This window comes from Parabacteroides sp. MSK.9.14 (assembly GCF_019041495.1).
GTDB classification, from domain to species: Bacteria; Bacteroidota; Bacteroidia; order Bacteroidales; family Tannerellaceae; genus Parabacteroides; species Parabacteroides merdae.
Genome location: NZ_JAHPXO010000024.1, coordinates 54,422 through 76,759 on the forward strand (window position 1 = coordinate 54,422; position 22,338 = coordinate 76,759).

A 22,338-nucleotide genomic window follows, 5' to 3' on the forward strand; every position below is an offset into this window, starting at 1 on the left:
ACAATTGACAATTTAACAAACAGAAAAAGGAATCAGAATATTAATCACAAAACAAAATTGTCAATTGTCAATTGACAATTAAATATAAGGTATGGCAGAAGAAGTAAAATTAATGAAGGGTAACGAAGCCATCGCCCATGCGGCTATCCGCTACGGTGTGGACGGTTACTTCGGCTACCCGATCACTCCGCAGTCGGAGATACTCGAAACCCTGATGGCCGAAATGCCGTGGGAAACAACCGGAATGGTCGTGTTACAGGCTGAAAGTGAAGTGGCAGCCATCAATATGGTATATGGAGGTGCAGGTACGGGCAAACGTGTGATGACCTCCTCGTCCAGCCCCGGTGTCAGTCTGAAACAAGAAGGTATATCTTATATCGCAGGAGCCGAACTGCCCTGTCTGATCGTAAACGTGATGCGTGGCGGTCCCGGCCTGGGGACAATCCAGCCCAGCCAGGCAGACTATTTCCAGACCGTCAAAGGCGGCGGACATGGCGACTACCGCCTGATCACGCTCGCTCCCTCTTCCGTACAGGAAATGGCGGACTTTGTCGGACTGGGTTTCGAACTCGCTTTCAAATACAGTAATCCGGCCATTATTCTGGCAGACGGCATCATCGGGCAGATGATGGAAAAAGTGGTATTGCCTCCTTTCCATACACGCCGTACAGAGGAAGAAATCATAGCCGAATGCCCGTGGGCCACACAGGGAAAGACAGCCGGCCGTAAACCGAATGTCATTACTTCACTGGAGCTGGACCCGGCAAAGATGGAGGAGAACAACATCCGCTTCCAAGCTAAATATCGGAAGATCGAAGAAAATGAAGTCCGCTACGAAGAGTTCCAGTGCGAAGATGCCGAATATCTGCTGATCGCTTTCGGTTCTTCTGCCCGTATCTGCCAGAAGGTGGTGGAAATAGCACGTGCGGAAGGCATCAAGCTCGGCTTGCTCCGTCCCATCACTTTGTGGCCGTTCCCGACAAAAGCGATCGCCGCTTATGCCGAGAAAGTAAAGGGCATGCTTTCCGTCGAACTGAACGCCGGACAGATGGTCGAAGACGTACGTCTGGCCGTAAACGGCAAAGTAAAGGTTGAACATTTCGGCCGTCTCGGAGGTATCGTGTTCACGCCGGATGAAGTGCTGAATGCGCTGAAAAAGAATTTTGAATTATGATTGATTTGTAATACATAATTCATAAATCATAAATTAACAACGATGATTCGCGGAAGTAAAATTGATACGATATTGACCTGGTTATTCATGGTTTTGGCAGTGGCAGCAGTCGTTTGCTACTTCGCCTTCCCTGAAAACCGGCTGCCATTCCTGTATTGCGGTGGCGCGGCGATCTGTTTCCGCTTGGTTCAATATCTGATGAGATTTATAAATTAATAATGTGGCAATGTGCCAATCAGACAATGTGCCAATCAGACAATGTGCCAATCCATATTGTTGTTGACGCATTCCTTAACTGGCACATAGGCAAATTACCACATTATTAATATAAGCACATTGAAAAATTATTCATAGTATGGAAATTAACGAAATAATAAAACCGGAAAACCTGGTATATGGAAAACCCAGGTTGATGAATGAAAATCCCATGCACTACTGTCCCGGTTGCAGCCACGGCGTGATACACAAGCTGATAGCCGAAGTGATCGCCGAAATGGGGATGGAAGATAAAACGATCGGCATCTCTCCCGTCGGATGCGCCGTTTTTGCCTATAACTATCTGGATATCGACTGGATCGAAGCGGCCCACGGACGTGCGCCTGCCATCGCGACAGCCGTCAAGCGACTGAATCCGGGCAAGATGGTGTTCACGTACCAGGGCGACGGCGACTTGGCTGCCATCGGTACCGCCGAAACAATCCATGCTGCCAACCGTGGAGAAAATATCGTGATCGTATTTGTCAACAATGCCATCTATGGTATGACAGGCGGTCAGATGGCTCCTACCACACTGGAAGGAATGCCGACTGCAACCTGTCCGTATGGCCGTAATATCGCCCTAAACGGTTATCCTTTGAAGATCGGCGACCTGCTTGCACAACTGGAAGGGACCTGCCTGGTCACCCGCCAGAGCGTACAGACCGCGGCAGCCGTCCGCAAGGCTAAAAAGATGCTTCGCAAGGCATTCGAAAACTCGATGGCCGGCAAAGGCACTTCGATTGTCGAATTCGTTTCCACCTGCTCGTCCGGTTGGAAAATGACACCTGAGAAAGCTAACAAATGGATGGAAGAGAATATGTTCCCGTTCTATCCGTTAGGAGATCTCAAGAATAAGGAATAATAAGTAATTATTAATTTTTGAAGCAATGAAGCAAGAAATTATAATAGCAGGTTTCGGTGGACAAGGGGTTTTGTCAATGGGTAAGATCCTGGCTTATTCCGGCCTGATGGAAGGAAAGGAAGTCAGTTGGATGCCTTCTTACGGCCCAGAACAACGAGGCGGTACAGCCAACGTAACCGTCATCCTGAGCGACGACCGCATTAGCTCTCCCGTATTGAACGAATATGACATTGCCATCATCCTGAACCAACCTTCGATGGAGAAGTTCGAAAACAAGGTGAAAAAAGGCGGTATCATTATTTATGACGGATACGGAATCCATACACCGGTGAAACGGACCGATGTCAGTGTATATCGTGTGGATGCGATGGACGCGGCTACCGAGATGAAAAACGAGAAAGCATTCAATATGCTGATCCTCGGCGGACTGCTGAAAATCGTTCCGATGGTGAAACTGGAAAACGTTTTGTTAGGCTTGAAGAAATCCCTGCCCGAACGCCACCACAAGCTCATCCCGATGAACGAGGCGGCTATCAAGAAAGGCATGGAGATTATAACCAATGTGCAAACGTGCCATTAAGGCGCTTAGCTAAATGTGCCAATATGCCAATAAAAATATAACTAATATTAATTGGCATATTGGCACATTGTTCATATTGGTACATTATCACTATCTTTGCCCCTCATGAAGCATAGCCTATACATATTATTACTCTTGATAATATCCGCTTCGGCCCTGCATGCACAACGCCGACCAGGTGGAGACCGGAAAGGATTCTCACTCGGAAACCTATCCAAAGCCAATCAGGAAGTCCCTGACAGCCTGCTGATTCCAGACAGCGCAGCAATAAGCAACAGACGTATCACGGCCTATCGGCTAACCCCTCTGTTGGGCGATCCTTATATTGCCCCGTTGGACACGCATAAATTGAATTTCGCCAACAGCACGCTGGTAGAATCCGAATCGCTGGCAGTCGGCTACCTGGCCAATACAGGGTCACCGGCACAAACCCGCATCTTTTCCGAACGTAAGGAACCACGGGATTTCCTGTTTGCCGACGCTTACGATTATTATATCACGGACCCTCAGAACGCACAGTACTACAACACGAAAATCCCTTATACAAACGTGATGTACACGACTATGGGGGGAAGTGAAAGCAAAAACGAACGGCTGAAAGGCACGCTGACCATGAACTTCGGTCCGAAGATCAACGTAGGTGGCGACCTGGACTATATCTACAGCCGCGGATATTACAAGAATAACGGTAATAAGCTGTTAAGCTACCGCCTTTTCGGCAGTTACAAGTCGGATCGCTACGAAGCGCACGCTTACTTGAGCAACTTCAACTTCATCAATTACGAAAACGGAGGCTTGGCCAACGACTCGGTCATCACTAACCCGGACCAATATTTTGCCGGCGAGAGAAACCAGGACGACCCCAAGGCATTCAATACACGCTATCCGGTCAAGGCATGGAACCGGGTACGTGGCAAACAGTATTTCCTCAGCCACCATTATAACCTCGGATTCGAGCGCGAACTGGAAGGGGAAGTGGATACGCTGGGAAATCCCGTGAAAGTATTTATTCCCGTATCCAGTATCATTCATACACTGGAATATCAGGACAACCGCCGCCGTTTCCGATCGGAAGCGGGCGAGAACCTGAATGAATGTTATCTGACCCCGGATGGATACCCGCGTGTATTCGGTTTGGAAAACGGCACGGGTGTCGACGACCGCACTTCCTACTGGAATCTGCGCAATACGTTCGGTCTTTCCCTCCGCGAAGGTTTTCAAGACTGGGCCAAGTTCGGCATCACTGCCTTTGCCACTTTCGACAAGCGCAAATTCCAGTTGCCGGCCCAGATACCGGGATTGTCTTACGACCCCGAATATGGAAGCGGGTTAAACGCCTCTCCTTCCACCATCGAATTTCCGATTACACAAGTGTATGATGAATTCTCGACATATATCGGAGCCGAAATCTCCAAACGCCGGGGAAACATTCTGACTTACAATGCCCGTGGAGAACTTTGTGTCGTAGGCGACGATATCGGGGAATTTCGGGCCACGGGAAACCTGCAAACCAAATTCAAGCTATTAAAAAAAGATGCGACGATCAGTGCGGAAGGATACATCAAGAATGTCACTCCTTCCTTCTATATGCGTCACTTCCATTCCCGCTATTTCTGGTGGGATAACCGGGATATGAACATGATCCAGCAAATCTATGCCGGAGTCAAGATCAACCTGGAGTCCACACGGACACAGTTGTCTGCCGGGGTCGAAAGCATACAGAACTATGTATTCTTCAACAAACAAGGAATGCCGGAACAGAAAAGCGGGAATCTGCAAGTGATAAACGCCCGCATCAAACAAGATGTCATGTACCGCGCTTTCGGATGGGAAAACGAAGTGGCCTACCAGCTGAGCAGCGACAAAAGCGTACTGCCTTTGCCTCAAATCAGCCTGTATACCAATATGTATCTGAAATTCAAGGTAGCAAAGGTGCTGATGGTGCAATTGGGAGCCAATATGTATTATAACACTTCTTACTACGCCCCGTATTACGAACCGGCCACACAGCAGTTCCAGGTACAGGACGAAGTGAAAGTCGGCAATTTCCCGCTTGTCAATGCCTACGTCAACTTCCACCTGAAACAGGCTCGTTTCTTTGTGATGGGTTATAACCTGGGTTCCAAGTTCGTCAATCCGAACTATTTCTCGCTGGCGCACTATCCGCTGGATCCGTTCGTCCTGAAAATGGGCGTGGCTGTCACATTCAACAACTGATCTTATGAAATCGAGGAAACTGATAGGAGTCTACACCGGGCTGCTGATAATCGCCGTAGCAACCATGATCATGTTATGGCGCCTGAAAACCATGCCGAAGGCTGAAGTCTTCCCACGCGATTATCCGGAGATCAAAGAAGAAGGAATCCTGCGGCTGGTGACCGAATACAATCAATCGGGGTATTATGTGGCAGGTGACACGATAGAAGGTTTCCAATATGAACTGAGCCAGGCTATCGCCCAATTATCAGGTCTGGAAATACAGATATTTTTGGAGATGAGCCTGGCCGAAAGCTTCGATATGCTTGAAGAGAACAATTGCGATGCCGTTGCCCGCAATATCCCGATCACCAGCGAGATCAAAGAGAAATATCTGTTCACCGAACCGATCGTCCTCGACAAACAAGTCCTGATACAACGGACGGAAGCGGCCAATAACGGGCTCAAGCCCATTCGCAACCAACTCGATCTGGCCGGTAAGACCCTATATATCCCCAAAGATTCTCCCGCCCAGCTCAGGCTACAAAACTTAGGACATGAGATCGGCGATACGATCTACGTGATAGAAGACGAATTATACTCCGGGGAACAGCTTGCCATCATGGTTGCCAAAGGAGATATCGATTATGCCGTTTGCGACCAGCAGACGGCTGTCCTTTCCCAAAAGCAACTCCCGGAAATAGATATCAAAACAGACATAAGTTTCACGCAACTCCAATCCTGGGCAGTCCGCAAAGATTCCCCTATCCTGCTCGACAGCCTGAACAGCTGGCTGGAACAGATACGCAAGAACGGTACATTCGACAAGATATACAAGAAATATTATAAATAATGCATCACTTTATCCCTCATGCGACGGCAGCACGAAGGAGAAAGTCGAACCGACCCCTAATTCGGATTCCACGTGCATGGAACCACCCATTTTCGTAACCAGCCCTTGGCAGATGGCAAGCCCCAAACCGATACCTTCCACATAATCGTTCACCTTAACGAAGCGTGTGAAAAGGCTCTCCAGTTTATCTTTTGCAATGCCGGTTCCCGTATCCTTCACATAAAATTTCAGACATTTATCCGGCAGGCAGGTATATCCCAGCGTGATACTTCCCTGCTTGGTATTCTTAATCGCATTATTCGCCAGATTATTGATCAATTGCAACAGACGGATACTATCGGCTCCGAAACAGCACGTGCAGCTACCTTTTTCCAAGAACAACTGCACTCCTTCGGGCATACGAAGTTTGATAGAGGCGAATATCGTATCCATCAGCCCGTTTATATCGACCGGTTCATAACTGATCCTGATAGCGTCGGCTTCGATCTTGGACAGGTCGAGTATATCGTTTATCAGTTGCATCAGCAGCAGGTTATTGGTCTTGATGATCTCATAATATTCCCTACGCTCCTCATCCGAATCGGCAAAAGCCATCAATTCGGAAAAACCGGTGATCGCATTCAGCGGGGTGCGGATCTCATGGCTCATATCCGCCAGATACTTGGACTTCATCTTATCGGCAAGCTCCGCCTTGTGCTTGGCTTCTTCCAGGTTCAGCTCCTGCCCTTTGCGTTCCTGTATGTTGATCGTACATCCCAGGATCACAAGCACCCTTCCCCGTTCATCCCGTTCGTAGACGGTTGCCGACGATTCACGCCAGTGGTAATGATCCATTCCCGGGTATTTCACACGCAACTCGATTTTCATTTCCGATATCTCTCCCGAACATAATTTCCGAAAAGCCTCATCGTGTCTCTCCCTGTCGTCAGGATGAACCCGCGCGGCAAAACGAGGCCATGAAATATCGACCAGCTCGTCTTCTTTACCCGGCAACCAGTTATTTACCTGGACAACCGAATCATCATAATTCCGTTTGCTGTCAGGATTCACGAATATGGAACAGAGACGGATATCATTGGAATGCAGGGCCATCTTAGTAAGTACCTGCGAACGTCTCAAGGTATTCTCCATCTTGTTGCGGACCGTGACGTCACGCCACAAAGCCAGCAAAAGGGGTTTGCCATTGCTCAAGACAATCGGGAATTTCGTGACTTCGATATCCTTCGGGATGCCATACGCATCAGAAATCTTCCCGCTAAATTCAATAGTCCTACCCGTCTCCATGACATCACGATCCAGCCCTAAACGCTCTTCTGCGGGCATGATCGCATCAAAACTCAGTTCGAAATCATTGTGACCCTCAACTTCTTCCGTACCGATACCGGTTATTTCTTCCATGAAGCGGTTCCAATACAGATACCTGAAACCATCTTCTGCATCTTTTACAAAAACGCCTAACGGTAGTTTATCCAAAATCGTATTGATCAATCCATGTAATGAATCTTGCTTTTGTGAGATTGGCCGGATGTCCTTCCCGCCATAAATGCCGCCCATATAAACAAAATGCTTTAAAACGCTAATTTGGGTATAAAGATATTTATTTTTATCACAATCTTCCCCGGAAAATATCACAAAAATCAATCTTCCCTTGAAAAAATAACTCTTTTGAAAGAAGAGCTGCGTTCTATATAACAAATATTGCCAAATATTATCTACCTTTACCGGGAATTTAATGATGAAAGATGAGATTTGACGAATTGGACTTAGAAGAGGCCGTATTGGACGGCCTTGACGCAATGAATTTTCTGGAGACAACTCCAGTACAGGAACTGACGATTCCGGTCATTTTGGAAGGGAAAGACATTATTGCCTGTGCACAGACAGGGACAGGAAAGACTGCGGCTTATGTGTTGCCGGTGATCAATGAACTCAGCAAAGGATTACATCCGGCCAATGCCATCAATGCCATCATCATGGCTCCCACACGCGAATTGGCCCAACAGATCGACCAGCAGATCGAAGGTTTCACCTATTTCGTCCCGGTTTCCGCCGTTGCCGTCTACGGAGGCACGGACGGTATTGCCTGGGAACAGCAAAAGCGAGGGATGGAAATGGGGGCCGATATCGTGATCGCTACCCCCGGACGTCTGTTGTCGCATATCAAACTGGGCACTGTCGATCTGTCGCAAGTATCCTTCTTCGTCCTGGATGAAGCGGACCGGATGCTCGATATGGGATTTTATGACGATATCATGCAGGTCTACAAACTACTGCCGGCAACCTGCCAGACCATCATGTTCTCTGCCACAATGCCTCCCAAGATCCGGACACTGGCCCAAACGATCCTGAAAAACCCGGAAGAAGTCAAGATAGCCATCTCCCGTCCACCCGAAACAATCATGCAAACGGCCTATGTCTGCTATGACATGCAGAAACTGCGCATATTGGAAGACTTGTTCTCAAAGAGCCGTCCGCAGCGTGTCATCATTTTTTCGTCCTCGAAAATGAAAGTAAAAGAGCTGGCATCCACTCTCAAACGGATGAAGTTCAACGTCGCAGCCATGCATTCTGACCTTGAGCAGTCACAGCGTGAAGAGGTGATGAAAGAGTTCAAGAACGGACGTATAGACATCCTCGTCGCCACTGACGTCGTCTCGCGCGGTATCGATATCAACGACATCAAGCTGGTTATCAATTTCGACATTCCCCACGACCCGGAAGACTACGTGCACCGCATCGGCCGTACCGCCCGCGGAACAAACGGCGAAGGGCTGGCCATCACTTTCATTTCAACCGAAGAACAATTCCAATTCAAACGCATCGAAGAATTCCTGGATAAGGAAATCTATAAAATACCGGTCGATCCCAAATTCGGCGAAACACCTTTATACGAGCCCGAAAAATACTCCAACATGCGTCGTGGCAGAGGACGCCCCCGCAAAGACGGCGGAAAAGGGAAAAGCGACAACCGCTCCGGCAGCGGCAACAACCAACGCCGCAGAGGAAGACCGAGGAAGGAAGCATAGGCTAACGTTTATAAATATGTCGACCGGCATTTATACAAATGCCGGCCGACGATTATAAGTGCATAGCGTTGCAAAATATAGAAAACAGAGATTCGAATCCAATATAAAAAACGCAGACCAGGCCGAGCCCGATCTGCGTTTTTATCAATATCGAGAATCCCCTAACTTATCCGTTCATCGAAGCCAAGAACTCCATATTATCGAATGTCTGTTCCATGCGCTTCTTGACAAATTCCATAGCCTCCATAGAGTTCATATCGGCCAGGTACTTACGCAGGATCCACATACGGTTCACGGTGTTTTCATCCTGCAACAGGTCGTCGCGGCGCGTGCTGGACGCTGTGATATCGACAGCCGGATAAACACGTTTGTTTGCCAGCTTGCGATCCAACTGCAACTCCATATTACCCGTACCTTTGAATTCTTCAAAGATCACATCGTCCATCTTCGAACCGGTTTCAGTCAATGCCGTTGCCAGGATCGTCAGGCTGCCGCCGTTTTCGATGTTACGGGCAGCCCCGAAGAAACGTTTCGGTTTCTGCAATGCGTTCGCATCCACACCACCGGAGAGCACTTTACCGGAAGCCGGCTGAACCGTATTGTAAGCACGAGCCAGACGTGTGATAGAGTCTAACAGGATCACGACATCATGTCCACATTCCACCATACGTTTAGCCTTATTCAATACGATTTCGGCAATTTTCACATGGCGTTCAGCCGGTTCGTCGAAAGTAGAAGCAATCACTTCGGCATCTACGCTACGGGCCATATCGGTCACCTCTTCAGGACGTTCGTCGATCAGCAGGATAATCATATACACTTCAGGATGGTTGGCTGCGATCGCATTGGCGATATCCTTCAACAGCATCGTCTTACCGGTCTTCGGCTGTGCCACGATCAGACCACGCTGTCCCTTGCCGATCGGCGAGAACAGATCTACTACACGTACGGCGATATTATCATATACTTTCGAAGACTTGCGGGCCGTCAACATGAATTTTTCGTCCGGGAAAAGCGGAGTCAGATGATCGAAAGGAACACGGTCACGGACTTCTTCAGGCGTACGGCCGTTGATCTTGTCCACTTTGACAAGCGGGAAATATTTTTCACCTTCCTTCGGAGGACGGATAGCCCCCTCCACCACGTCGCCGGTCTTCAGGCCGAACAGCTTGATCTGCGACTGCGATACGTAAATATCATCCGGGGAAGTCAGGTAGTTATAATCGGAAGAACGCAAGAAACCATATCCGTCAGGCATCATTTCCAGCACACCGACACCTGTCAGTATACCGTCAAACTCATACTGTTTTTCCTGCACAGCATTGTTATTATTGTTGTTGCGCTGGTTGTTATGATTATTCTGGTTGTTCTGTCTGTTGTTATTCTGGCGAGGATTGTTCTGCTGCTGGGCGGCTGCAGGTTGTTCTTCACGCGCTTTCGGTTCCGGTTTTGCAGGTGTGGAAGAGAATGGGAAAAGTTGATCGAGAACTGATTTGGTGTCCGGATGGCGGAATACCACACGTTTAGGTTCGTCTGACGGAGTCGAAGCGGCAGGAGTTTCCACGACAGCCGGTTCTTCCGTTACTTCAGGAGCGATTTCGGCCGGAAGCTCTCCGTTATCCGATTCCACGACAACAGGAGGAAGCAACGGTTTCTCTACAGGCTTGTCAGTCTTCTTAACCACTTTCTTTGCTGCCGGTTTTACCGTTTCGGCAGGGACGTCGGCCGTAGCATCAGCTACCTGGACAAGAGTTTCGGATACAGGAGCATTGGCTGAAACCGGACTTTTGGAAACGGCTGCCTCTTCGTTTTTCTGGACAGGAACAACAGCCGCGGCCACTTTTTCTTTCTTGTCAATACGAGTCCGTCTTTTACGTTCGGGCTGTTCCGGAGCTTCCGGAGCGACCTCTTCTACCGAAACTTCAACGGGTGTGGCGGGAGCAGCGACTTTCGTTTTGGCATCAGCTTTTGCGCCTTTCGGAGCCGCAGCTTTTGTTTTCTTAGCCTTAGTCTGCCTTTCTGCTTTCTTTGCTTCCTTTTCTTTCTCCTTTTCAGCCTGGATGCCGGCGTATGAAATGGCCTGTTCGTCAAGAATTCTGTATACAAGTTCCTCTTTCTTAAGGGAACTTACTTTTTTAATACCTAACTCTTCCGCTATACTTTGCAACTCAGGAAGGAGTTTTTCATTTAGTTCTAGAATGTTATATTTTTGCATAATGCGAAGTGAATAATAAAAACGACGTACTTACACGACCGGACACGGCACGCGTACAACGCAATCATTGTATCTTTTATAATTTGATAATTAATAATTTCATGTGAAAACCGGATTGTTGAGCTAATTTGAATCATTAGTAACACATCTGCGGAGTAAATCTTTGCAAATGTAATAATATTTTCAGTTACTCTCGCTTTTTGTCGGAAAAAAATTCACAACTAACACACTTTTAGTTGTTTTGTCCAGGCAAAAACGATTATCGGAACGTTCTCCTACAATCCAGATAACAGCGCCTCCGCTGCATAAAAGCCACGTCCGTTCCTTATCTAAACGGCTGAATTTATGATCCGAGAAATAATCGCTTAATTTCTTCCGCCCTTTCATGCCAAAAGGAATAAACCAATCTCCTTCTTTCCATGTACGCAGGGTAAGCGGAAAAGCCAGTTTGTCGTAATCGAAATAAGCGATATTTTTATCTTTCCGGATATGGAAATCTTCCTTAATAACAATCTTCTCGAAAGAAAGTTCGACAGGACCGGACCAAACTTTCTCGCCACCGGTCAGTGTATATTCACGGACCTCTTCTTTTACAAGGGGAGATAACAATAAATAGTCCCGATCTTTTATCAACCGGTGCGTAGAAGAGAAAAAGGTTTTGCCCGATTCTTTCGTCAGGGACAAATAAACATCCTCCGCCACCGGACGAGTAAAGCCATAGGTTTTGAGTAACTCGTATAAAATAGCATCGGGCGACGGGTAACGCATCAAGGCGGCAATCGAAAGGCGGTCCCCTTGCTCGACCACGGCATTCCTCGCCTCTTCCACCACATGCAGATAAACGGCTTCGGCTGCCGACAGATGTTCGGACGTACGGGCGATCGCATCCTTCACGGAAGGATTGATTTCCTCCAGAAGCGGAAGGACACGCAGGCGGATAAAATTGCGCGTATAAGCATCGGAAAGGTTGGTACTGTCGGTCACATACGTCAAACCGCGTCCGGCAAGCCACTCCAAGATATCCTCACGGCTCACGGCAAGCAAAGGGCGCACCACGAAACCGTTCCTCGGACGAATCCCGCTCATTCCCCTGATGCCGGTCCCACGTACCAGATTCATCAAAAGCGTTTCCACACTGTCGTCACGATGATGAGCCACAGCGACAGCCTGCGCCCCGGTTGCAGCCCGTTGCTCTTCGAACCAGCCATAGCGCACCTCGCGGGCAGCCATTTCAATGGAGAGATGCCGGTCGGCTGCATATTTTCGGGTATCGAAGTCCGTCATCAGGAAAGGGACATCCAGTTTTCGGGCATACTCCCTTACAAACTGTTCATCACGCAGGGATTCGTCTCCCCGCAAATGAAAATTACAATGCGCCGCAATACAGGAATAGCCCGACTCCACCAAAATGGTGAGTAGGGCTATTGAATCTGCTCCGCCACTTACACCGACCAGAACCGGACGGTTTTCCGTAAGCAACCGATATTTCTCTATATATGCACGGACAACGTCGCGCATCCGATTATTCTTCTATGCCTGCCAATTCAGGGTCGATCATGATACGACCACAGTATTCGCAAACGATCACTTTCTTACGCAACTTGATATCCAACTGTTTCTGGGGCGGAATCTTGTTGAAACAACCACCGCAGGCACCACGCTGTACATATACGACAGCCAAGCCGTTACGTGCCCCCTTGCGGATACGTTTGAAAGCAGTCAAGAGGCGCGGTTCGATATTCGCTTCCAGTTTCTTTGCTTTTTCGCGCAGTTTCTCTTCGTCCTGCTTGGTTTCGGAAATGATCTGTTCCAGTTCACCCTGCTTTTGAACCAAATCAGCCTTACGGCCTTCCAGTCTTTCGGACAGTTCGGCGATCTCTTCCTTCTTACGGTTGATCGCTTCACCGAATTCACGAATCTTCTTTTCAGAGAACTCGATTTCAAGTCCCTGAAATTCTATTTCTTTTGACAAGTTGTCGAACTCACGGTTGTTACGCACGTTATCCAACTGCGCTTTATATTTTTCAATCAGACCGGTTGACTCCGTAATCTTATGTTTCTGTTCTACAACAGCATTCTCAAAATCTTTAATTTCTGACTGATAGTTCTGAAGACGTGTTTCCAGACCAGCGATCTCATCTTCCAAGTCCTGTACTTCCAAGGGAAGTTCGCCGCGAAGTGTCTTGATCTTATCAATTTCAGTCATCATCGTCTGAAGCTGATACAGCGTAGAAAGCTTTTCTTCAACTGTAATCTCTTTTTCAGCTGATTGTTTATCTGTAGCCATTCTATAAATATTTTACCGGGTTTGAATTAACATTCGAAAAATGTACCGCAAAGGTAGGGAATTTTTTCGATATTATGTTATAAAAGATATCTTTTGTACAGACTTCACTTTCATAATGACCAATAACCGCCAGCAGAATCCGGTCTTCCACATCGTAAAAGTCATTATATTTAGCCTCCCCCGTAATGAAAACGTCCGCACCGTAACTGATTGCGTCTTTGATCAGGAAAGCGCCGCTCCCCCCGCATAAAGCGACTTCGCGTATCGGCTTGCCGGTCAGGGCGGAATGCTTCACGCACCCCACCTGGAACAGTTCCTTGATCCGTTGCAGGAAGCCCAATTCACTCTCTTCTTCGGGCAACTCTCCCACTACCCCCGAACCGACCTGGTTCCAGGCATTATCCAAAGGATAGAAATCGAATACCGGTTCTTCATAAGGATGGACGGAAAGCAACGCACGCGTCACCGTCGACTTACGGAAAGCGGGCAATATCGTTTCGATACGGATTTCCGACTCCACATGCAACTCGCCTATTTCGCCACAGAACGGGTTCGTCCCTTCGCCGGCACGGAAAGTCCCGCTCCCCGGCAGGCTGAAGCTACAAGAATCATAGTCGCCTATCGCTCCGGCTCCCGCATTGAACAAGGTCGTCCTCACCAAATCGGCATAGGCCTCCGGCACGAAAGTGACCAGCTTCAGCAAAGCTCCTTTCTGGGGGCTCAGGACACGGACATTTTCCAGCCCGATCAGTTCCGCCAGACGGAAGTTCACGCCTCCCGCCGCATTATCGAGATTGGTATGGGCGGCATAGATCACCAAGTCATACTTGCAGGCCTTCATCATGCACCGCTCGATATAGGTCGAACCGGTCAGGGATTTGAAGGCTTTAAAGGCCAAAGGATGATGAGAGACAATCAGATTACACCCCATCTCTATCGCCTCGTCCACCACCTCTTCGGTGACGTCGAGGCAAAGAAGCGCACCGGTAGCCGGCTGATTCACATCGCCTACCTGCACACCTGCATTGTCAAAGCTCTCCTGCAATGGCAACGGAGCGTATTGTTCGATTTCTTTCAGTATATCCTTAACCCTTAACATAATCAATAATTTATAAATAAATCAATTTGCCAATAGGCCAGTGAACCATTCACCAGCATACCGGCAAATCGACCTATCGGTATATTACTCCTTAATATCTACTTTCAGGCATAATTCTTCCAACTGCGAATCATCCAGTTGTCCGGGCGCATCCAGCATGACATCGCGACCGGAGTTGTTTTTCGGGAACGCGATACAGTCACGGATAGAATCGAGGCCGGCAAACAAAGAGACCCAACGGTCCAGACCGTAAGCCAGACCACCGTGAGGAGGCGCACCATATTTGAAGGCATTCATCAGGAAGCCGAAACGCTCCTGTGCCTTTTCTTCGGTGAAGCCCAGCAACTGGAACATCTTATCCTGCAACTTGCTGTCGTGGATACGGATGGAACCGCCACCCACTTCGACACCATTGATCACCATGTCGTATGCATTCGCACGGACGGCTCCCGTATCGCTGTCCAGCAAAGGAATATCTTCGGGTTTGGGAGAAGTAAACGGATGGTGCATTGCATAGAAGCGCTGGTCTTCTTCGCTCCACTCGAACAGCGGGAAGTCGATCACCCACAGGCAGGCGAACTTGTTCTTGTCACGCAAGCCCAACTGACCGGCCACTTCCAGACGCAATTCGCAAAGTTGTTTGCGCGTCTTCATCGCATCGTCGCCGGAAAGGATCAGAATCAAGTCGCCCGGTTTTGCACCAAAGGCCTCTTTCATCTGCTGCAATACTTCCTGGGTATAGAATTTATCCACACTCGACTTCACATTGCCGTCTGCCTCCACACGGGCATATACCATGCCCTTTGCACCGATCTGCGGACGTTTCACAAACTCAGTCAGCGCATCCAGCTGCTTGCGCGTATAAGAAGCCGCCCCTTCCGCACAGATACCGCCGACATAAGCAGCATTATCGAATACGGAGAAGCCGTGTCCCTTCATGATGTCCATCAGTTCGACGAACTTCATATCGAAACGCAGGTCCGGCTTGTCGCTTCCGTAATATTTCATGGCATCGTGCCAACTGATACGCGGGAAAGCTTCTTTTATATCGATGCCCCGGATCACCTTGAACAGATGCTTGGCCATTCCTTCGAAAATGTTCAGCACGTCTTCCTGTTCCACAAAGCTCATTTCGCAGTCGATCTGTGTAAATTCGGGCTGGCGGTCCGCACGCAGGTCTTCGTCACGGAAACATTTCACGATCTGGAAATAACGGTCGAAACCGGAAACCATCAACAACTGCTTCAACGTCTGCGGAGACTGAGGCAAAGCGTAGAACTGTCCGGGATTCATACGGGAAGGCACGACAAAGTCACGCGCCCCCTCAGGCGTCGAGTTTACCAGCACCGGAGTTTCGACTTCCAGGAATCCTTGCTTATCCAGATAGTTACGCACCTCGAAAGCCATACGATGACGCAGTTCCAGGTTCTTGCGGACGGCGTTGCGGCGCAAATCCAGATAACGGTATTTCATACGCAGGTCGTCCCCCCCGTCCGTATCGTCTTCAATCGTGAAAGGAGGAGTCACGGCAGCATTCAGGACATTCAGTTCCGAAACGATGATTTCGATCTCACCGGTAGGGATATTCGGATTTTTGCTGGAACGTTCGCGAACGGTTCCCGTCACCTGGATAACATATTCGCGTCCCAGCTTATTTGCTTTCTCACAAAGAGCGGCATCCACTTCCTGGTTAAACACCAATTGCGTAATACCGTAACGGTCGCGGATATCCACGAACGTCATGCCACCCATCTTACGGGTTTTCTGTACCCAGCCGGCCAGCGTAATCACCAAGCCTTCATCGGCGAGGCGCAGGTCGCCACATGTTCTTGTTCTATACATTATATAATATGGATTAAACTGTATATAATATGGATTAAACTGTTTTTCTTTTTTACGTGTGCAAAGATAATAATTTATAGGTCTCAAGAATATTTGAAATGGCATTTAAACGTTGAAAAGTCGTTTCTAATTTTCTTGAAGCCATTTTTCAATGGTGAAACCCATCTCCATTTTTCTTGAAACGGTTTTTCACCATTAAAAAGGCACTTCAAGAAATATTGAAACGGAGATTCAATAGTGAAAAACGGCTTCAAGAAAATTTGAAACCGTTTTTCAACGTTTAAATGCCATTTCAAATAAAATTGAGAGGGGAAATCAATGCTTGTTTTCCAGCGTAAAGCGCAATGTCCCGGCATTCACCAGTTCGTCTTGCGAAATCGTATACCCTTTCAGCTTCTTTCCGCCGGCTGTCACCTCTTTGATATAAATATCTTCCGGGGTTTTGCGGGCGGACTCGATCACCAATTCGCCTTTCGGGTAGAACTTCTCGTCCAGCCGGATCGTCACCTTGTTGAAGGTCGGAGAAGTCACAACATAATCCAGGTCACCGGGACAGGCCGGATAGAATCCCATCATCGAGAAGATCGCCCAGGTAGACATCGTACCCGTATCGTCGTTACCCGGAAGTCCGTTCGGAGCATTATGATAATATTTGCCCAACAGTTCGCGAACCAGCTTCTGCGTACGCCAGGCTTCTCCCTTGAAATAGCTGAAGAGGTACGGATAGGCGATATCCGGCTCGTTTGCCATATCGTAGTACCCTTTGTCGAAGACCATCTGCAACTTATCGACAAACTTCTTCTGACCGCCCATCAGTTTGGCAAGGCCTTTGATGTCATGGGGGACATAGAACGTGTAGTTCCAGGCGTTTCCTTCATGGAAACCGGGGCTCGGCTCGAAGTTCTCCCCCTGTTTCGGATCGAAAGGGGAATAGAACGTGCCGTCGGGCAGGATGGGACGAAGCGTACCGAACTCCTTGCAATAGTAATGCTTATAGCCCATAGCCCGCTCACGGAACAGCTTGGCGTCTTCCTTCTTTCCCAACGCATCTGCCAACAACGAGAGATTCCAGTCGGCAATATAATATTCCAAGGCATGCGAAACCGAATTATCATACTGTTCGCGCAAGGGGACGTAGCCTTTGCTCATATAGTCGTTATTGTCCGGGCGGAGCAGGTTGAACTCTCCGGGAGTAGTAGCACCCTTGCGCATCCCTTCGTAGGCAGTCTCGATATCGTAATCGCGCAAACCGCGCATATAAGCATCCACGATATAAGGGATAGACGGATCGCCTTCCATCGTCAGTGTCTCGCGTCCGTACAGTTCCCACTTCGGAAGCCAGCCGCTTTCCTTGTACATGTCGATCATGGTGCGGATGATGTCGAGCTGTTTTTCGGGATAGAGCAATGTCATCAATGTGCTGACATTGCGGTAGGTGTCCCAGAGCGATAAGACCGTATAGCGGTTTCCGGTAGTATGGCCGACTTTCAGGCTTTCCATCATCGGATATTCGCCATTCACGTCCTGGATGATGTTCGGATGGATCAGCAGGTGGTACATGGCGGTATAGAAAATCGTCTTATCGTCGTTCGTCCCGCCTTCCACCATCACACGCGACAGATCGTCGTTCCACATCTTGCCGGCTGCCGCACGCACTTTGTCGAAATTGAAATCCGGCTGTTCGGTGTTCATATTCAGGCGGGCATTCTCGATGCTGACAAACGAGACACCCATCTTTACTTCGATCACTTCGTCTTCTTCGGTATCATACTTGAACCAGACACCGATGTCGTCACCGCTCATCTCACGGTCGTACTTCGTGTACAATTTATATTTGCCGGAATAGGCATCCCATTCGGCCTCCACTCCCTTCATCTCGCGTTGTTTCTTCCAGTAACCGGCCTGCTTGGGGGCTTTGCTGAGCTTCATCACGAAATAGATCGGGAAAACAGCCTGCGGGTTATAGCAGAACGTACCGAGCAGCTTGCTTCCTTCTATCTCCGTATCGCTCACCATACGAACGGTCGCACCGGTTTCATTCGTCAGCCCCTCACCCAAATTCAAGAGGATATTCCCCTGCCCTTTCGGGAAAGTAAAACGTGTCAGGCCGGTACGCATGGAGGCGGTAGCTTCCGTCTTGATGTTATATTTCGTCAGGATATTACTGTAATAGCCTGGATGGGCTACCTCGTTCTTGTATTCGCTGCCGTATGCGTGATAATCCACATTCAGTTCCCCGGAGGTAGGCATCAACAACAGGCTTCCCATCTCCGGACAACCGACACCGCTCAGATTGACGTGCGCATAACCGGTGAAGAAATTATTATCCGCCGAATAAGGCGTGGACCACCATTGGCTGTCCTTATCAAACTTATTACTTTTCGACCCCATCACATTGAAGGGGGTGACACTCATCATTCCCTGGGGGCAAATCGCACCGGGATTGGTCGTCCCGTAGTTGCTTGTCCCGATAAACGGATTCACATAATCTACCGGCTGTTGCGCAGAAACCAGCAAAGAACAGCAACCCAATAGAAAAGAAAACAACACCATCTTCATAACACCAACTCTTATTTTTTAATTCTTAATTCTTAATTTTTAATTCACCAAACAACTATCTCATCCGCAAAAATAAAACCGGGATTCGCCCTCGGCGCTTTCAAACGGACATAACGGGCTTTCCAGTTACCGTCGAACGTATATTCTTGGAACAGGAGGTCCGGATCATCAGCCGGAACCGTTGTCGGAACAATCCCGCGGGAAATAAAGTTTTCACCATCTTCCGAAGTCAACAACTCCACTTGTCCGGGCTGGAACACCCCCGGACCGATCAATTGCATGAAACGAATGGACACTTTATGGATGTCCGTTTCCTCTTCCATATCGATCACACAGTCCAGATCATCCAAATAACCTTGCCAACGTCCGTCCAGATAAGTCAGACCGCCCCGATAGCCGTCCAACAAGGCGTTCGTTCCTCCAGCCATATAGCCTTCGTAGAGCTTACTATTATAATGTATAGGCTTATTGATGGCCCGATGATAATCCACTTTCTTTTCCGTCGGCGTTCCCTGAAGAACTCCGTCCCGGAAAATAGCAGCTTTGATATAAGCTGAATCTCTCACGATAATCGGTCCGGCATATAAAGCGGAAGATGCAACCGGAGTCGAACCATCCGTCGTGTAGCGGACTTCCGCCGGATATTTCTCGGCATCCAGTATAACTTCTATCTTTCTGCCTGCGGTATCGACCTGCATGGTCACCTCCAGTTCGTCCGAAAGGGTAAAAGTACGGATCCCCATTCCCTGCAATTTGGAGATATGAGCATTCATGCGAGGTTTGAAATCTTCCCATGTCCGTAATTCCTGCGGCGTCCATCCTATCTCGGCTACGGCAAGGGCACGCGGGAACATCATATATTCCAGATGTTCGGGTGTCTGGATATACTCGGTCCAGGTATTGGCCTGCACACCCAAAATATGCCGGCATTCCTCCGCCGTCAACGAATCTGCCGGGACGGGATTATAGCTATACACTTTCTTTATCGGCGTATAGCCACCGATGGCATACGGTTGTGTCTTAGGATCGGCCTGATAGAAATCCAAATACATATAATTACCCGGCGTCATCACCACATCATGCCCCATCCGGGCCGATTTGATTCCACCGTCTTCTCCCCGCCATGACATGACGGTCGCCTCCGGAGCCAGGCCGCCTTCCAGAATCTCATCCCAACCGATCAGCTTGCGATCTTTCGAATTCAGAAACTCCTCAGCCCTGTGAATCATGTAACTCTGAAGCTCGTCCACGTTCTTCATTCCTTTTTCCTTCATCAAAGCCTGGCATTTCGGACATTTCTTCCAGGCGGACTTCCCGGCTTCATCGCCACCGACATGGATATATTCGGACGGGAAAAGATCGATCACCTCCGCCAATACGTCTTCCATGAATGTAAACGACTGCTCGTTACCGATACAAAAATCGCCGTTCTGGTAAGGCTTTCCCGAACAGCTCAGTTCAGGATAGGCCATCAGGACCTCTTCCGAATGCCCCGGAAATTCGATCTCCGGTATTATGTTTATATGTTTGGAAGCCGCATGTTTCACGATCTCCCGGATGTCCTCCTTCGTATAGTAACCGCCGTAAGCACCCGGCGTCCCTTCCGGCAGATACTTACGGTCGCGGCCGTCCCACCACTTCCGCCAATCAGATTCGGTGCGGAAGGCCGTTTCAGAAGTAAGTTTCGGATATTTGTCTATCTCGATACGCCATCCTCCGGCATCCGTCAGATGCATATGCAAGGTGTTCAACTTGTAAAAAGACATCACATCCAGCAATTTCATCACTTCCTCTTTGGAGAAGAAATGACGGGATACATCCAGATGCAATCCCCGATACCCAAAACGAGGATTATCCCGGATCGAAACACATGGGACCTCTCCTCCAGCATAGAGTTGGCGTAACGTCTGCATCCCATAGAACAGACCGTCCGGCGAACCGGCACGCAGGTCGATTCCTCCCGGCGTCACATCCAACTGATAACCTTCCGGGTTACCGGACCAGGCTTCATCGATCACTGTTTTGATATTCCGGGAAGATTGCCCGCCAAATAACGCGAGACTATCGACCGTGAAAGTTCCTCCGGTCATTGTCATCTGTTCCGGTTTGGGAATAAGATTGACCTGCCGGACTTCCTCCGGAGAGCAGGCAATCAATAGCAACGAGCAAGCGGCAGCCAGCCCGGTTACATAATTGCGAGACTGTTTTGGCAGTAACATAAATATTTAGTTTAGTGTGTTTAATTCTTGGAGGGTAAATATACGAAGAAAAAACGGACAAGCTCCTATTTCAAACAAAAAGCGATGCTTTAGCTCCCCTAACCCATAGCGTTACACCGTCTAAAACTATGCTTGACGGGGCACAAAAAAAAGAGGATATGCCTGTTCTGACATATCCTCCTATGTAAAGAAAGCCGCACCGTAGATATGAACAAACTCCGTATGACAGGATTTGAGTGCTTTGCCATCTTTGTAATCCGCCGTGCTAAGCATGCCCCGAAGGGTGCGGCCCGCCATTGACGACAAGAGCTGTGTCTCGGAATTAAAATAAACTGATGAGTTTCCCAATCGAACATGTGCGGCTAACTCATTTTTCTTATCACAAAGATATGCAATAGGAATGAAACCACCAAACTTTTGACATAAAAAAAAGAGCTCCTGAATGGAACTCTTTTTCCAATTGCTCTATAATGTCAATTACTTCACTTTAGCAACGATTGCTTTGAAAGCTTCCGGATGGTTCATAGCCAAGTCGGCAAGAACTTTACGGTTGATTTCGATACCTGCTGCATGCAAAGCTCCCATCAGACGAGAGTAAGACATTCCTTCCAGACGTGCGGCAGCATTGATACGCTGAATCCACAATGCGCGGAAGTTACGTTTCTTGTTACGACGGTCACGGAATGCATAAGTCAAACCTTTTTCCCAGGTATTTTTAGCAACGGTCCACACGTTCTTACGTGCACCATAGTAACCACGGGTAAGTTTTAAAATCCGTTTTCTTTTTGCTCTTGAAGCAACATGATTTACTGATCTAGGCATAATACTAATCTGTTTTGAATGTTAGCGTCATCACTATCGGATGATCTTATTTGCTAAATACATTCGGTTAATAAAAATCTTGTAAAACTCGCTTAATTAAAAAAGATTACTTCAAACCAAGCAACTGCTTAACGTTGCTTACGTCCACACTGGCAACCAAACCTGTGTGAGTAAGATTTCTCTTCTGCTTTGTAGTCTTCTTTGTCAGAATGTGACTTTTAAAAGCGTGTTTTCTTTTGATTTTACCTGTTCCGGTAAGAGCGAATCTTTTTTTGGCACCGGAATTAGTCTTCATCTTAGGCATTTTCCAATATATTTTAATTATTAAACTTTACACCCTTTAGCG

The 22,338-nt window shown here is 48.3% G+C and carries 17 protein-coding genes; 7 read left to right on the forward strand and 10 right to left on the reverse strand.

Features of this window, described 5'->3' with window-relative positions; translation table 11 throughout:
• The first annotated feature begins 91 nt into the window (after nucleotides 1–91).
• From KTG12_RS13545 to KTG12_RS13570, 6 genes are all read left to right on the forward strand, one after another.
• Nucleotides 92–1,174, forward strand: coding sequence for a 3-methyl-2-oxobutanoate dehydrogenase subunit VorB (locus tag KTG12_RS13545; protein WP_005635285.1), 1,083 nt, complete (start codon nucleotides 92–94; stop codon nucleotides 1,172–1,174).
• A 42-nt stretch (nucleotides 1,175–1,216) separates the two neighbouring features.
• A complete protein-coding gene (locus tag KTG12_RS13550; RefSeq protein ID WP_173022999.1) occupies nucleotides 1,217–1,390 on the forward strand; it encodes a hypothetical protein in 174 nt (57 codons plus the stop codon).
• Between the two features lie 139 nt (nucleotides 1,391–1,529).
• Nucleotides 1,530–2,294, forward strand: coding sequence for a thiamine pyrophosphate-dependent enzyme (locus tag KTG12_RS13555; protein ID WP_005635290.1), 765 nt, complete (start codon nucleotides 1,530–1,532; stop codon nucleotides 2,292–2,294).
• Between the two features lie 25 nt (nucleotides 2,295–2,319).
• On the forward strand, nucleotides 2,320–2,874 hold the full coding sequence (locus KTG12_RS13560) for a 2-oxoacid:acceptor oxidoreductase family protein (RefSeq protein WP_005635292.1): 555 nt from the start codon (nucleotides 2,320–2,322) through the stop codon (nucleotides 2,872–2,874).
• A gap of 105 nt (nucleotides 2,875–2,979) precedes the next feature.
• The gene (locus KTG12_RS13565) at nucleotides 2,980–5,091 is read left to right on the forward strand and encodes a putative porin (protein ID WP_122300319.1); all 2,112 of its coding nucleotides are present in this window, start codon (nucleotides 2,980–2,982) and stop codon (nucleotides 5,089–5,091) included.
• Between the two features lie 4 nt (nucleotides 5,092–5,095).
• On the forward strand, nucleotides 5,096–5,923 hold the full coding sequence (locus KTG12_RS13570; RefSeq protein WP_005635296.1) for a transporter substrate-binding domain-containing protein: 828 nt from the start codon (nucleotides 5,096–5,098) through the stop codon (nucleotides 5,921–5,923).
• 9 nt (nucleotides 5,924–5,932) lie between these two features.
• Here KTG12_RS13570 and KTG12_RS13575 read toward each other — a convergent pair whose 3' ends face one another.
• Nucleotides 5,933–7,477, reverse strand: coding sequence for an ATP-binding protein (locus KTG12_RS13575; protein ID WP_216945459.1), 1,545 nt, complete (start codon nucleotides 7,475–7,477; stop codon nucleotides 5,933–5,935).
• 188 nt (nucleotides 7,478–7,665) lie between these two features.
• Here KTG12_RS13575 and KTG12_RS13580 point away from each other — a divergent pair, with 188 nt between their 5' ends.
• Nucleotides 7,666–8,949 carry a DEAD/DEAH box helicase gene (locus KTG12_RS13580; protein ID WP_005647221.1) on the forward strand — a complete coding sequence of 428 codons (1,284 nt, stop codon included), beginning with the start codon at nucleotides 7,666–7,668 and terminating at the stop codon, nucleotides 8,947–8,949.
• Nucleotides 8,950–9,115: 166 nt separating this feature from the next.
• On the opposite strand, the gene rho is transcribed toward KTG12_RS13580, so the two are convergent.
• From rho to rpmI, 9 genes are all read right to left on the reverse strand, one after another.
• Complete coding sequence (gene rho / locus KTG12_RS13585; RefSeq protein WP_022322550.1) at nucleotides 9,116–11,164, reverse strand: transcription termination factor Rho; 2,049 nt, start codon at nucleotides 11,162–11,164, stop codon at nucleotides 9,116–9,118.
• 183 nt (nucleotides 11,165–11,347) lie between these two features.
• On the reverse strand, nucleotides 11,348–12,682 hold the full coding sequence (gene tilS / locus KTG12_RS13590; RefSeq protein WP_122343138.1) for a tRNA lysidine(34) synthetase TilS: 1,335 nt from the start codon (nucleotides 12,680–12,682) through the stop codon (nucleotides 11,348–11,350).
• Between the two features lie 4 nt (nucleotides 12,683–12,686).
• Nucleotides 12,687–13,451, reverse strand: coding sequence for a zinc ribbon domain-containing protein (locus tag KTG12_RS13595; protein ID WP_005635305.1), 765 nt, complete (start codon nucleotides 13,449–13,451; stop codon nucleotides 12,687–12,689).
• A gap of 1 nt (nucleotide 13,452) precedes the next feature.
• A complete protein-coding gene (locus KTG12_RS13600) occupies nucleotides 13,453–14,550 on the reverse strand; it encodes a Nif3-like dinuclear metal center hexameric protein (protein ID WP_005647224.1) in 1,098 nt (365 codons plus the stop codon).
• An 84-nt stretch (nucleotides 14,551–14,634) separates the two neighbouring features.
• Entirely contained in the window at nucleotides 14,635–16,392 is a 1,758-nt protein-coding gene (gene aspS, locus KTG12_RS13605) for an aspartate--tRNA ligase (RefSeq protein ID WP_005647227.1), read from the reverse strand.
• Between the two features lie 315 nt (nucleotides 16,393–16,707).
• Nucleotides 16,708–18,951 (reverse strand): GH92 family glycosyl hydrolase, encoded by a 2,244-nt coding sequence (locus tag KTG12_RS13610; RefSeq protein WP_155144316.1) that lies wholly within the window; start codon nucleotides 18,949–18,951, stop codon nucleotides 16,708–16,710.
• Nucleotides 18,952–18,995: 44 nt separating this feature from the next.
• Entirely contained in the window at nucleotides 18,996–21,170 is a 2,175-nt protein-coding gene (locus tag KTG12_RS13615; protein WP_138273008.1) for a family 20 glycosylhydrolase, read from the reverse strand.
• 477 nt (nucleotides 21,171–21,647) lie between these two features.
• Nucleotides 21,648–21,992, reverse strand: a complete 345-nt coding sequence (gene rplT / locus KTG12_RS13620) for a 50S ribosomal protein L20 (RefSeq protein WP_005635321.1) — start codon at nucleotides 21,990–21,992, stop codon at nucleotides 21,648–21,650.
• 106 nt (nucleotides 21,993–22,098) lie between these two features.
• Entirely contained in the window at nucleotides 22,099–22,296 is a 198-nt protein-coding gene (gene rpmI / locus KTG12_RS13625) for a 50S ribosomal protein L35 (RefSeq protein WP_005635323.1), read from the reverse strand.
• Nucleotides 22,297–22,338: the final 42 nt, after the last annotated feature.